Here is a 14914-nt window from a genome sequence, read left to right as displayed (position 1 = left end):
ATCTTTACTACACTTACATTTGACATTGACGTGACGCTCTGACCCAATAATGATGCCGTAGTTCCGGGCAGTCTCTTCCGCGAATGAATGGGTCGGTCGCCCGCCATTACGTGGACGGCAAGGAGGCTTGTCTAGAATATGAAACGCATCATATCCATGACCCTGGCGACAGTATTCGCCTTGGCTGCCGCAGGGGCTGCAGATCCTGCCTTCGCTGCCACGGGGAGTCAGCCGTACCAAACCAATGCTCCATCAACCCCGGCTACAGGATCAAGAGCAAGAACCCGAGCTGCTGATATCAGTCAACGGATCACTCCCGTCAATCCTGCAGACCACGAATGGTCTCTGGACCCCTCCACCGCCAAGGGCGGCGAGGTGCTGGAAAAGGCCAACGGCTGGCTGCGCTTCAAAGCCTCAGCAACCAATGGCAACTCCACGACGGCCAGCGAGCAGTACCCGGCCATCGCTCTGGACGCCACCGCCTATGACTTCACCAGCCCAGGAGCTCTGACCCTTACTATGAGCTCGCCCCAGCCTGGCACAGAAAATAGGTTCGGTTTCTATCTAGGGTACGGTAATCCCAACTCCGGCCTCTTTATCGGCTATGACTCCGGGGGCTGGTTCTGGCAGCGCTACGGCGGGGACGGTCAATGGTACACGGGAACCAGACTTCCGGCCCCGACCCAGGATACCCCGACCACGATAGGAATCACTTGGACCGGCCAGAGCGCAGGACTCACCGTAGATGGACGCGCGGCCTTCGAGGATGTCGACTACGGCCCAATGGCTGGCTCGCTAACCGGCAGACTGGCCATGAAGGCCGGCGTCTATCAGAATCAGATCACTGAAGTCAGGCTCAAGCTCAAGGAAGACCCAGCTGATCTGCACTCGGTCGTCGGACGAATCGTCGATGCAGACGGCGGAGCCATCGCCGGGGCCAAGGTCCATATGACGGGAGCCTCGACATTGACAGACGCCGAAGGCGCCTTCACCCTGGAGCGGATCAAATCAGGCAAACATACCCTGCAGATCGGCAAGCAGGGTTATGAGGACGTCACCAGGGACATACAGGTGGACCGCGCCAACCTGGACCTGGGATCCTTGCAGCTGAACAGAGCCACCCCAGAGGCCAAGGTCACCCTGAGCACCTCCGAGATGAGCGTGCAGGTCAGAAAGCACTTCCCTTCAGTGGTTCAGTACACCATGACCAAGCTGGACAACAGGGTCATGTACGGCCGACATGAGGATCTGCGTCGTCTGAACATCAATGGCATAGACATGGATCTGACTGATTCGGACGTGACTTTCACCCAGCAGGGAACAGACAAGGCCACCTACCAGCTTCGCGCCCACAAGCCCGACCAGAATATCGATGTCACCGTGACAGCGGTCCTCTGGCTCAAGGCCAACACCCTGCACTTGGACATCACCAAGATCGAAAACGCCGCTGGAGAAGACCATCCCATCCAGACCATAGCCCTGCCCGGACAGGATCTGGTGTCCGTCAGCAGCGATCAGGACGGGGCTCAATTCACTGGCGCACGCATGTCCTCGAATACCCAGGTGCCCGGCGACACCACCTTCCCCGTCACTGACGACACCACAATCGAGCCGAACAAGTCCGATTACGCCTATGGGTTCGTCTCGGGAGGATCACTGAGCGCTGGACTATGGAGCAACAGCGAACATGACGGCACCACGGCTGGCGGCTCTATGGCCGGAGGCGCTCGTAACACCCGCGTGCTCACGGACGCCACCAGCATTCATGGATCAACATCCCTCGGGCTGTCCAGCCCGGCCTGGTACTACCATCGCCAGGTCCGGGACTCCAAGAACCGCACTTTTATCGTCGAACAGACCGAAATGCCAAAGATGGCCGTGGCGATCACCGGCGACGAAAATCAGGACGGGAGGGTGGACTGGCAGGACGGGGCCATAGCCTACCGATCCGTCATGAACAACCCTTACGGGGCCCAGGAGGTGCCAGATCTGGTCTCCTGGCGCATTGCCATGAACTTCGGCAGCCAGGCCCAGAACCCCTTCCTAAGCACCCTGGACAATGTGAAGAAGGTAGACCTCAACACCGATGGACTGGGTCAGTCCGTCCTGCTCAAGGGCTATGCCAACGAGGGACATGATTCCGGCCACCCGGACTATGGGGACATCGGCACCCGGATGGGCGGAGCCAGGGACATGAACACCCTGATGAAGGAGGGCACCAAGTACGGCGCCCGCTTCGGCGTGCATGTCAACGCCGACGAGATGTACCCGGAGGCCAAGGCCTTCAGCGAGGATCTGGTTCGCCGCCGGTCTGACGGCAGTCTGCAATACGGCTGGAACTGGCTTGATCAGGCGGTCGGCATCGACGGCATCCACGACCTGGCATCAGGCTCCCGCCAAGCCAGGTTCGGCGAGCTTAAGAAAAAGGTGGGCGACAATCTGGACTTCGTCTATGTGGATGTCTGGGGCAATCAGACCTCCGGCAATGAGGACTCCTGGGAAACCCGCAAGCTCTCCAAGATGATTACCGACAAGGGCTGGCGAGTGGCCACCGAGTTCGGCGCAGCCAACGAGTATGACGCCACCTTCCAGCACTGGGCGGCTGATCTGACCTACGGAGGCTCCACTCTCAAGGGGCAGAATTCCCAGGTCATGCGTTTCCTTCGCAACCATCAGAAGGATAGCTGGGACGGCGACTACCCCGCTTACGGCGGCGCCGCCAACGCTCCCCTCCTAGGGGGCTACAGCATGAAGGACTTCGAGGGCTGGCAGGGCCGCAATGATTACGATGCCTATATAGCTAACCTTTACACCCACGATCTGTCCACCAAGTTCATCCAGCACTTCAAAGTGACCCGCTGGGTCAACAATCCTCTGGACCAGCAGTCCCCCAAGGATCCTTCAGCCAACAACGGCCAGGAGCGGATAATCCTGAAGGACGACCTAGGCCACCAAGTGATCATCGACCGTGGATCCAATGATCAGTCATCGTCGGCCTACCGCGAGCGCACCATCACCCTGGACAGCCGAACCATCCTGCAAGGAGCGGTCTCGCCCGGAGATGGCAGTGGCCAAGGCACTGAGTCCTACCTGCTGCCATGGCTCTGGGATGCCAAGACAGGCAAGCCGCTGTCTGCGAACGGCCAGAAGCTCTATCACTGGAACGCCCGGGGCGGCACGACCACCTGGACACTGCCCGACTCCTGGCACGATCTGTCTGCAGTCAAGGTCTACCGTCTGAGCGACCAGGGCAAGACCGACCCATTGGATATACCCGTGGTCAACGGACAGATCACTCTGAACGCCAAAGCGGGAACTCCCTACGTGGTTCATCGCGGGGCCTCAGCCAATCCGGACATTGCCTGGAGCACAGGTTCCCATTTGGTCGACACCGGCTTCAACGGCGGCAAGAAAAGCCTTGAAGATAATTGGCAGACCAAGGGTTCTGGGAGCGCCGCCATCGTCAAAAGCGCTTCCGGCAATCCAATGCTCAAACTGAATGGCCGAGTCGAATCGTCGCAGGCCATAAAGGATCTGCAGCCTGGTGTACGTTACGCCCTCTATGCGGGTGTGGACAACCGCAGCGACGGCCAGGCACGCCTGGAGGTTCGCAACGGTGACCAGCCGCTGGCTGCCAACTCCACTGGACGCAGCCTGGCCAAAAACTTCGTGCAGGCCGACCCCCACAACACCAACTGTGCCACGGTGGATGGCAGCAGCCTCTTCCAGAACATGTACGTCTTCTTCACTGCGCCTGATCAGGGCCATCCGATTCTGACCCTTTCGCATCAGGGTGAGGGATCCGCTTACTTCGACAATTTGCGCCTGGTGAAGAACGAGTACAAGGGTCTGGAAACCGACGCAGATGGTGGCGTGAAGACCTTGACTAATGACTTCGAGCACAACGCTCAAGGCATATGGCCCTTTGTGGTCTCGGGCGCAGAGGGCGTGGAGGACAACCGCGTCCATCTGTCCGAGCTTCACGCCCCCTACACCCAGGCGGGCTGGGACGTCAAGAAGATGGACGATGCGCTGCAAGGAGATTGGTCGGTTAAAATCAACGGGCTTACCGAACGCAACACCTTGGTCTACCAAACCATTCCCCAGAACGCCCGGTTCCTTACCGGAGCCACCTATCGAATCTCCTTCGACTACCAGGCCGGTTCCTCCGGCTCCTATGCTCTGGCCGTAGGGCAGGGCGAGTTCGACCCTGCCCGCACCCAGCTGAAACCCCTGGATAAAGCCTTGGGCACCACCGCCCACTATCAATTCGACCTGACCGGCGGGCCTCGGGACTCCTCCTGGTTTGGCATCTACTCGACCGAAAAGGCGCCCGACCGCCAGGGGACATCTGGCGATTCGGCCAACTTCGGCGGGTATCAGGACTTCGTCCTGGACAACCTGCGCATCGAGCGGCTCCCAGACAAGTCCAAGACCCAGGAAGAGGCGCGGGCCAAACTCCGGGAGGTGCGGGACCGCTTCGACAACAGCCAAGCAAAGTACAGCGACCAGGCTTGGCTGACCTACCTGCATACGGTGGATCAGGCCCGTCTGCTGATCGAAAAGGACGGCTCAGGACCGCAGGACTGGTCACGTGCCTACGGAATCCTGACCGCTCTTGAGGGTTACATGGCCACAGCACCCGGTTCGCAGGCAAGCGATGCCAGCGATATGGCCAAAGATAGCTATGCAGTCACCGTGGGCAGCGAACAGCCCGATGTCGGCGGTACCGAGGGACCCAAGGAATACGCCCAGGATGGCAAGCCCTCAACCTACTGGCACACCAAGTGGGGTGCAAACGCCCTTGAGGACGGCTCAGCCTGGTACCAATTCAACCTGCACGAGCCTGCAACCGTCAATGGGCTGCGTTACCTCCCCCGGCCGGGCGGTGACTCCGTCAACGGCAAGATCAAAAACTACAAGATCACTCTGACCCAGAGCGAGAGGTCGGAGCCAGTGGAAATAACCGGCGCCTTCAGCACGCAGACGACCTGGCAGAAGATCTCCTTCACCCCGGTCTCCAATGTGGTCGCAGTCAGATTGACCGCAACTGAGACCACAGGCATGAGCAGCTCGGAAGCCAACCGTTATGTATCAGCAGCCGAGCTCCGCCTGACCACCGATCGCGCCCTGCCGACCCTTGCTGAACCTGTAGACAAGGGCGAACTGCAGGATCTGGTGAATCAGGCTGCAGGACTCAAGGAGGCCGACTATACTCCGGACAGCTGGAAATCCTTGCAGAACAAACTTTTCACAGCCAGACAGGTGTTGGCCGACGACCAGTCCACAGCCTATCAGGTGGCCCTGGCGACCGCCAATCTGCAGACGGCCATCAACAGGCTTGAGTCCGCAAAACCCGGAACCGGCACAGGCGTCGTCGGCGCAGGTCGAGAGATCGGCAGGAATCCGATCACAGGTACAGGCAATCGCTCCGGCATCGATGCCGGCGAGGGGAATAGCCGGCTGAAGCCGACCCATCCCACTGTTCACGGACAGGACCGATGGCTTTCTGCGACGGGTGCCGCGGTGGTATCCCTGCTGGTCGTAGTGATGATCGTCCTGACTGCAGGTCTCTTGCTGACCAGGCGCAATCTTGGAAACGAAGTTAACTAATACGAACAACCCTGACCGAAAGGGGTGGCGAGGTTCTGTGGCCCGCCGCCCCTTTTAGCATCGCCGGCAAGCTATCGCCATTGATACGAATTTCTCAAATAGATATTGCAAGCAGGAATGACCGACATGAGAGAGGAAAACCCCGGGCTCGCCGGGAAATACAAGTTGATATCCAGACGAAAAGGCTGATCCTGGAATTGTAAATAGTGTTGACAATCAGGTCTGGTATGTTAATCTGAAATTGGTCGCCTCGTGACGACGACGGCCATTTACCGTAAAGGAGCGGGAAATGATATCTGAAGGGAAACGACTACTTGCCACAGTGACGTCGTTGGCGGCCCTGAGCATCGCCCTGTCGGGCTGTGGCTCATCGGGAACGTCTAAGTCCTCGTCCGAAAGCGAGTCTTCCAAGTCGGGCGAAAAGGTGCAGATCACCTACCTGCACCGGCTGCCGGACAAGCCGAACATGACCCCCGTCAACGACATCGTCGCGCGGTGGAACAAGTCCCACCCCAACATCCAGGTCAAGGCAACCAAGTTCAACGGCAAGTCGGCCGAGATGATCAAGAAACTGGAGACCGATGTCAAGGCCGGCAACGCACCGGATCTGGCTCAGGTGGGCTATGCCGAACTGCCCGAGGTCTACACCAAGAGCATGTTGGAGGACGTGAGCGCCCAGGCCTCCAAGTACAAGAGCAACTTCTCCCCCGGCGCCTACAAGCTTATGGGCATCGACGGCAAGATGTTCGGCCTGCCGCAGGATACTGGCCCGCTGGTCTACTTCTACAACAAGGCCGAATTCGATAAGCTGGGCATTTCAGTGCCCACCTCCAAGGATCAGCTGATCGAAACCACCAAGAAGACGGCCGCACAGGGCAAGTACATCATGTCCTACCAGCCCGACGAGGCCGGCAACATGATGCCAGGCCTGGCCGGCGCCACCAAGCCCTGGTACACCGTGAAGAACGATGCCTGGGTGGTGGACACCCAAACCGACGGATCCAAGCAGGTGGCTGACGTTTATCAGCAGCTGCTGGACGCCAAGGCTGCCCCCACCAATCCCCGCTGGGACCCCTCCTTCGATGCCTCACTCAAGAACGGCCAGCTTATCGGTACTGTGGGCTCTGCCTGGGAGGCACCGCTCATCGTTGACACCATGGGCGATACCGGCAAGGGCGACTGGCGCGTAGCCCAGCTGGGAGACTGGTTCGGCAACTCCGGCAAATCCAGCCCCGACGGCGGATCCGGCGTCGCCGTGCTCAAGGGCAGCAAGCATCCTGCCGAGGCCATGGAATTCCTCAACTGGTTCAACACCCAGGTCAAGGACCTGACTTCCCAGGGTCTCGTGCTGGCCGCCACCACCGAAGAGGCGAAGACCCCCGAGAGCTGGTCATCCTTCTTCGGCGATCAGGACCTCATGAAGGAGTTCGCCACCGCCAACAAGAACATGGGCGACTTCACCTACATGCCTGGCTTCTCTTCTGTGGCTGCGGCCATGACAGAAACTGCCGCCAAGGCTGCCACCGGGCAGGCCAAGGTTGCCGACATCTTCTCGCAGGCTCAGACCACCTCTGTGGCCACCCTCAAGGACTACGGCCTGGCCGTCGCCAAGTAATCGACGCCATCAGGGCCGAGAGGGACCATCCCCGAGGTTTGGGACCCGGAGCCGGTGAACGTGTTTCGGGTCCCAAACATGCTCGGCCACAATCTCGTTTCTATTCAAGACAAGGACAGGTGTACCCAGAATGAGTGCTACACGGCGGTCGTCAGCTGCCCGACCGGGCAGGACGGGACGCTCGGATGCGGTGAAACGGGCCGAACGCACGGGTTGGGCTTTCATGGCCCCCTTCGGCATCCTGTTCATCGTGGTCTTCATCATCCCCATTATCTATGCCATTTATTCCAGCTTCTTCCAGGATGTCGCCTCGGGCGGCGGAGCCTATGGGGGCGGAACTATGGTCAATAAATTCGTGGGTCTGACCAACTTCAAGTATGTCGTGACATCGGCCGCCTTCTGGTCGGGGATCGGGCGAGTGCTGATTTATACCCTGATTCAGGTGCCCATCATGATCATCGCCGCCCTGGCGCTTGCCATGGTGCTGGATTCCTACATGGTCAAGCATGTGACCCCCTTCCGACTGGGATACTTCCTGCCCTATGCCATCCCCGGGGTAGTCGCATCCATTATCTGGGTCTTCCTCTACAACCCCCAGATCTCACCCATCGTCAAGGGTCTGTCCTCCCTGGGCATCACTGTGGATTTCTTCGCAGGCAAGGTCGTGTTGGCATCCATGGCCAACATCACCACCTGGACTTTCACCGGATACAATATGCTTATTTTCCTAGCGGCCTTGCAAGCCATCCCTCATGATTTGTACGAGGCGGCTCGCATTGATGGGGCCACCGGCCTGCAGATCGCCCTGCACATCAAGCTGCCCAATGTGCGCGGCGCCGCCCTGCTAGCCATGCTGCTCTCCATCATCGGCACCATTCAGCTCTTCAATGAGCCCCAGGTCATGCAGACAGCCGATCCGGGCATCTCCAACTCCTTTACGCCCATGATGATGGCAATGAACACCTCCCGTGGGACATTGACCCCCAAGGGCAATGGCCCGGCATCGGCCATCGCCATCGTCATGGCCCTGATTGCCGGCGTGCTCGCCTTCCTCTACGCCTGGATTGAGAGGAAGGTGAACGAATAATGCGCATCTTTCGCTCAAGAAGCGGGTCCACCCAGGAACTGCCACGTTCCATGCGCCCCTCCCACCTGGCCAAGACCATCACCGTGGCCATCCTGATCATCACCTTGATCTACTTCCTTTTCCCCATCTACTGGGCTGTCATCGCCTCTACCAAGTCGCCTTCCCAGCTGATCGGCAGCAATGGCATCTGGTTCGCATCGAGCCTCAAGGACCTGCCCGGCGCCATTGCCGCCAACTACAGCAAGCTGCTGGGCTGGACACATGCCAAGTTCTGGCAGTGGGTCGCCAACTCGCTGATCTATTCGGGCGTATCCGCCCTGATCGGGACCATCGTCTCGGTCATGGCCGGCTATGGGACCGCCAAGTTCAACTTCCGCGGGAAAGGACTGGCCATGGGCGTCGTCATGGCATCCCTGCTCATGCCCGCCGCGCTGATGACCATTCCCCAGTATTCCATCTTCCAGGCCCTGCATTTGGACAACACCATGCTGTCCATCATCATCCCCTGCTCGGTCTCGCCCTTCGGATTCTTCCTGGGAAGGGTATACGCACAGAGCTCAGTGCCCACGGAACTGCTGGAGGCAGCCAGGATCGACGGAGCCGGCGAAGCACGCATCTTCTTCACCATCGTCCTCAGGCTGCTGGCGCCGGCCATGGTGACCATTTTCCTCTTCCTGTTCGTAGCCACCTGGAACAACTTCCTGCTGCCACTGATGATGCTTTCCAGCGAAGGGCTCTACCCAGTGACCCTGGGCCTGTACGGCATGGTCTCCCTGTCCACCTTCAACGACAGAGGAGCCCTGATGATGGGGGCCCTGCTGGGTGTGCTGCCGGTCATCGTCCTCTTCCTGTGTCTGCAGCGGTTCTGGCAGGCCGGCCTCGCCGCCGGCTCCGTCAAGGGCTGAGGATCATCCACCAGCCAAACCCATACATCCTTTGAAGGAGCATGTTGATCAATGAGCACCACAGGCCGATTCACCTTGCCTGGCGAGGAGCATTTCGTCAAGCAAACCGAGGAGCTTTGCCAACGGTGGGGGGCGGATGCCATCCGCAATTCCGACGGCACCAGTCTGGACAGGGAACTGCTCGGGCTGGGGAAGAAAGTCTATAGCGCCTATTTCCCAGCCAGAGGCTATAACAAGTGGATCCGCGAGCATATGGACGAGACGCCGCAGGCCTTTCTGCTGACCGATCGAGTCCTGGCTCAGAACGGGCGGGTCGACATCGATCTGATGGCCGGCTTCTTCGACCAGCAATTGACCCCCAACCGCGATGACGACCCCCACCGATACTGGGAAGTGATAGACCGGACCACCGGCGCGGTGCTGCCTGGCGAATCCTGGAATCTGGACCCTGAACTGGACCGCGTCCACATCAAGGGCGCCACGCCGATGCATGAATATACGGTCACCTTCATGGCCCGCATCATCTGGGATCCTGTGGAGATGTACAACCACCTGACCAACGACTGGGGCGACCGGGAACACCAGATCCCCCTGGACATCTACCATCCCGCCACCCGCGACTTCGCCATGAAGGCTTTCGCCCGATGGCTGGAGGAGAACCCCTCCACCGACGTGGTTCGCTTCACCACTTTCTTCTATCAGTTCACGCTGCTCTACGACCAGCATCAGCAGGAAAAGATCGTCGATTGGCTGGGCTATGCGTGTACAGTCAGCCCTAGAGCCCTCGAAGATTTCTCAAAGGAATACGGATACCGCCCACGGGCCGAGGACTTCGTTCGGATCGGCTCCTACAATTCCTCCTTCCTGGTCCCCACGCGAACACAGCGCGACTGGATGGACTTCATCAGCCGTTTTGTAAGGGCTAATGTGGCCACCATGGTCGATATGACCCACGCAGCCGGCAAGGAAGCCATGATGTTCTTAGGCGACCAGTGGATCGGCACCGAACCTTATCGGCCTGGGTTCTCCGATCTCAAACTGGATGCCGTTGTCGGATCCGTCGGCGACGGAACCACTCTGCGCATGATTGCCGACATCCCCGGCGTCCGATACACCGAGGGACGTTTCCTTCCATATTTCTTCCCCGACACCTTTCATGAGGGCAACGACCCCAGCATCGAGGGCTTGAGCAACTGGAGGAAGGCCCGACGGGCCATCCTGCGCAGCCCAATATCGCGCATGGGCTACGGCGGCTACCCCTCACTGGCAATAAAGTTCCCCAAGTTCGTAGACACCGTGGCAGCCATCGCCGAGGAGTTCCGCGACCTGCACCGGCACACTGGAAGCCGCTCAGCCGCCACACAGCTGACCGTGGCAGTGCTCAACTCCTGGGGGGCCATGCGCTCCTGGATGGCCTATACCGTGGCCCACGCCCTGCCCAATCAGCAGACTGCCTCCTACTACGGCATCTTGGAGGCCCTGTCCGGTATGCGAGTCTCCGTCCGTTTCATCAGCTTTGACGATCTGCTGAATCAGGGCGTGGACCCGGACATCGGCGTCATCATCTGCGGCGGGCCGGAAGGCACAGCCTTCAGCGGCGGAGCCGTCTGGAAGGATCCCGAGCTGATCCGGATCCTGCGCACTTGGACGGAAAACGGCGGCGGCCTGATCGGAGTCGGCCAACCCACGGCTCTGGACTGGCAGGGACGTTTCTTCCAGTTGGCTGACATCTTCGGCGTGGATCAGGAGCGCTACTGGACGCTTTCTGTGGACAAGCACTTCACTCCACCCGTTCAAGACCACTTCATCATCCATGATCTGCCGGAGAATGCCCCTGCTGACTTCGGCCATCCGATTCTCGATACCTACCCCATCGATGGACGTACTGGCCTACTCAAAGCCGATGGCGGCCAGGTCCAGCTGGCTGTGCGCGACTATGGCAACGGACGCGGAGTATACCTGTCCGGCCTGCCCTACTCGGCAGTCAACGCCCGCTTGCTGGAGCGAGCCCTGTTCTGGGCGGCCCGCAAGGAGGGGCAGTACCGGAAATGGAGCAGCGACAATCCTGAATGCGAGGTGGCCGTCTTTCCGCAGGCCGGAACCTACTGCGTGATCAACAACAGCGGCATGGAGCAGAGGACCGAGATCCATCTTCCCGGCGGAGCAAGCCGAGCCCTTGACCTGGAACCCTCAGCCATAGCCTGGCAGCCGCTGCCTTCGGAAAAGAGGGATCATGAGGATCGATGAGAGCACAATGCGCCAGGTGACGGAACATTTTGCCTTGGAAGGCAACCTTAAGGATGTCACCCCCTATGGCAACGGGCATATCAATGTCACCTACCTGGCCAGGACCAACCGGCACCGGTACATTCTGCAGCGGATGAACACGACGGTTTTCCCTGACACTGCTGCCCTGATGCACAACATCGAACTGGTCACCGACTTTCTGCGCTCGCAGGGGCAGGAGACCCTGGACATCGTGCCCACCGATCAGGGCGCATCCTGGTATCAAAGCGACCAAGGGGCCTGGCGGGTCTACAAATTCATCGAGCACACGCGATCCTACGAGATGGTGCCCAACCCGCAGGTCTTTCGCAACGCCGGAGACGCTTTCGGACGTTTCCAGAATTATCTTGCCGACTTCGACGCCTCCCAACTGAACGTGACCATCCCCCATTTCCATGACACGCCCAAACGCTTCCGTGATCTGATGACAGCCGTCGCGAATGACCCTCAAGGCCGAACCAAGGAATGCCTGGAGGAGATTGATTTCTTCCGACAGCGCGCGGATTGTTACGACACCGTGATGGATGGCCTGGCAGATGGGACCATCCCCCTGAGGGTGACCCACAACGATACCAAGCTCAACAACATTCTCATGGACGAAACCACCGGTCAAGCCAGGGCAATCATTGATTTGGACACGATCATGCCCGGCTCCATGCTCTTCGACTTCGGGGATTCCATCCGCTTCGGAGCCTCCACTGCGCTGGAGGACGAGCAGGACTTGGGAAAGGTGCACTTCGACATCAATCTCTTCCAGGCCTATGCCCAAGGGTTCATCAGGGCGGTCCGCTCGAGCATCACCGATCGGGAGGCCAGGCTGCTTCCCCTGAGCGCCTTGCTGATGACGGAGGAATGCGGCATGCGATTCCTGACCGACTACCTGCAGGGGGACACCTACTTCGCTGTCGCCTATCCTGAGCACAATCTGGTGCGCTGCCGCACCCAGGTGACCCTGGCCCGTCAGATGGAAAAATCCACAGATCAGACTGCCGGCATGGTCAGGCAAGTCATGGAGGCCACCAGATGAGCCCACGGACGGATCCACGGGAACCTGAAAAACAACCTGCTCTGGATGCAGACCTGGATGCCTTTCTAGACTTTGCGCGCCGACATTTGGAATTGGACGAACGCGACACGGATTGGACGCGCAATCGTCTGCTGGCACTGCTGAATTTGGACTCCTATACTCCTAGCGGCCGGGCTGCAGCGCAAGGATCGACGAGCCAAGGCTCCACAGCCGAAGGGATCGCCGACTTGCTGGCGGCTTTTTGCCGGGATGCCCACACCGCAGGCGTATTCACAGCTGATCAGGACGCGGCAGTCACTGATCGCCTCATGGGCCAGATCACACGTTCACCATCTCAGGTGGCCGACAGGTTCGCCGCTGTCGAAGCAGAACAGGGATCCATGGCCGCCATGCACTGGCTCTATGACTACGGGATCGCATCGACCTACATCAAAAAAGCCGACCTGGATCGCGACCCCAGGTTCGAATCCCAAGGCCTGATCATCACCATCAATCAAGCCAAACCCGAGTTCCGCACCATGGCCAAAGCCGCAGCCGGCAATCAGGTGGGCAATGGTTACCCGGCATGCACCATATGCAGAACCAACGAAGGCTTCGCCGGACGAGGCAGAAGCACCCTGCGCACCCTAGGCATCACCCTTGGCGGTCATCTCTGGTTCTGGCAGTTCTCCCCCTACGGCTATTTCGACCAGCACGGCATCTGCGTCAATGCCGAACACAGACCCATGCGTGTGGACCGAGAGACTTTTGGCAATCTTCTGGACTTCGTGGATCGTTTCCCAGGCTACTTTTTGGGGTGCAACGCCGCCCTGCCGGGAATCGGCGGGTCGGTGCTGGCCCACGACCACTACCAGGGCGGAGGAGAGATTCTGCCCCTGCATAGGGCTCCAGCCAAAATGACCATGTCCCTGCCTGGCACGTCTGGCATTCTGATCGAGATTCCGGACTGGCCAGGCACAGCCATCCGCCTGGCAGGTCACGATCGGGAGGCCATCATCGAGGTAAGCGACAAGATCCGACGCGGCTGGATCGATTACTCCGACGAAGCCCTGAGCATCCGCCCACGGGGACCCCGGGGCCGTCAATCCGCGCTCTCGCCCAGTGTGCTCATCACTGACCGGGGATACGAGATGAACCTGATTCTGCGCAACAACGGGGTCAGCGAGCAGTATCCGGACGGCATCTTCCACGTCCATCCTGAGTTCTACGCCATCAAGCAGGAGCCCATTGGATTGATCGAAGCCCAGGGTCTCTTCGTTCTGCCCGGTCGCTTGGTGCCCCAACTGACAAGACTCGCCCGGGCCTTGGAGGATGGCGAGGATCTTCCTGAGTCCTTGAAAGCATTCCGTCACCAGTGGGATGAACTGACGGCCGTGCTGAAGGGATCGCGCGATCCTGACCTGATACGTTCGGCCATACGCCGGGAATTGGGCAATGTCTGCAAACGGATCCTAGGCAACACCGCAGTGTTCAAGGATCCCATGCAGACTCGGGCCTTCCTGCTCGAGCTAGGGTTCATCGATCGTTAGTGCGGGCAGGCCACCAGATAAAATCGAACATGACAGCACATCTCTATGAAGGAGTGGATATGACTGATCGTCTACGAGGCAAGGTAGCCATCATCACTGGAGGAACGGGCGGCATAGGCATGGGCATCGCCGAATGCTACGTCCGCGAAGGAGCCAAAGTGGCCCTTACAGACATCAAGGAGAGCGATGCCTCCCGCAGCTTCATGCAGAAGCATCCCGAACAGGTCGTCTTCCACACCTTGGACGTAACGGACGAGGACCAGTGGGTTTCCGCCATCGACACCGTCGAAAAGGAGCTGGGCCAGCTTACCACTGTGGTCAACAATGCCGGCATAGGCGGCAGCGGCGCCACCATGGACGAGGAGACTTACGAGGATTGGAAGAAAGTCATTGCCATCAACCTGAACGGGACCTTCCTGGGCACCAAACATGGCATGCGGGTCATGAAGGGCCGAGGCGGATCCATCATCAATATCTCCTCCATCGAAGGATTCGTAGGTCTGAGCCGAGCCGGCGCATACAACGCCAGCAAGGGCGGCACCAGGCTGCTGACCAAGTCTGCCGCGCTGGATTCCGCCAACAACGGCTACGGGGTCCGCATCAACTCGGTCCATCCCGGATTCATCAAGACCCCGCTGATCAGCCAGAGCCTTGAGGACAGAATGAGCAAGCTGACGCCTCTGGGCCATATCGGCGAGCCGCAGGACATCGGCGAGATCTGCGTCTACCTGGCCAGTGACGAATCCAAGTTCGCCCTAGGTGCCGAATTCGTTGTGGACGGTGGATTCATCGCCCAGTAAGCAATCCCAGTAACGAATTCCCGGACCCCCCTCTACCTGTCCGCTTCACAGT

The 14914-nt window shown here is 59.4% G+C and carries 8 protein-coding genes; all 8 read left to right on the top strand.

The features are described 5' to 3' along the window. Window positions 1-138 precede the first annotated feature (138 nt). Window positions 139-5613 carry an endo-alpha-N-acetylgalactosaminidase family protein gene (locus GYM67_RS01310; RefSeq protein ID WP_220236776.1) on the top strand — a complete coding sequence of 1825 codons (5475 nt, stop codon included), beginning with the start codon at window positions 139-141 and terminating at the stop codon, window positions 5611-5613. A 289-nt stretch (window positions 5614-5902) separates the two neighbouring features. Beyond that, the gene (locus tag GYM67_RS01305; RefSeq protein WP_220236775.1) at window positions 5903-7228 is read left to right on the top strand and encodes an ABC transporter substrate-binding protein; all 1326 of its coding nucleotides are present in this window, start codon (window positions 5903-5905) and stop codon (window positions 7226-7228) included. A gap of 130 nt (window positions 7229-7358) precedes the next feature. Continuing rightward, on the top strand, window positions 7359-8315 hold the full coding sequence (locus GYM67_RS01300) for a carbohydrate ABC transporter permease (protein WP_198176904.1): 957 nt from the start codon (window positions 7359-7361) through the stop codon (window positions 8313-8315). Beyond that, a complete protein-coding gene (locus GYM67_RS01295; RefSeq protein ID WP_220236774.1) occupies window positions 8315-9220 on the top strand; it encodes a carbohydrate ABC transporter permease in 906 nt (301 codons plus the stop codon). The genes GYM67_RS01300 and GYM67_RS01295 overlap by 1 nt, the downstream gene beginning before the upstream one ends. 51 nt (window positions 9221-9271) lie before the next feature. Next, window positions 9272-11467: a 1,3-beta-galactosyl-N-acetylhexosamine phosphorylase gene (gene gnpA / locus GYM67_RS01290; protein ID WP_220236773.1), complete on the top strand. Its 2196-nt coding sequence runs from the start codon at window positions 9272-9274 to the stop codon at window positions 11465-11467. After that, window positions 11454-12533 (top strand): phosphotransferase enzyme family protein, encoded by a 1080-nt coding sequence (locus GYM67_RS01285; protein ID WP_220236772.1) that lies wholly within the window; start codon window positions 11454-11456, stop codon window positions 12531-12533. Before gnpA ends, GYM67_RS01285 begins: the two co-directional genes overlap by 14 nt. Next, window positions 12530-14062 (top strand): galactose-1-phosphate uridylyltransferase, encoded by a 1533-nt coding sequence (locus GYM67_RS01280; RefSeq protein WP_220236771.1) that lies wholly within the window; start codon window positions 12530-12532, stop codon window positions 14060-14062. The genes GYM67_RS01285 and GYM67_RS01280 overlap by 4 nt, the downstream gene beginning before the upstream one ends. A 59-nt stretch (window positions 14063-14121) precedes the next feature. Then, on the top strand, window positions 14122-14862 hold the full coding sequence (locus tag GYM67_RS01275) for an SDR family oxidoreductase (RefSeq protein ID WP_220236770.1): 741 nt from the start codon (window positions 14122-14124) through the stop codon (window positions 14860-14862). The last annotated feature ends 52 nt before the right edge of the window (window positions 14863-14914 follow it).

Origin of the sequence: Bifidobacterium asteroides (assembly GCF_019469425.1) — a bacterium.
Lineage (GTDB): Bacteria > Actinomycetota > Actinomycetes > Actinomycetales > Bifidobacteriaceae > Bombiscardovia > Bombiscardovia asteroides_I.
The sequence above is the reverse complement of the archived record's forward strand: the minus strand, read 5'-3'. Positions and strand labels throughout refer to the sequence as shown.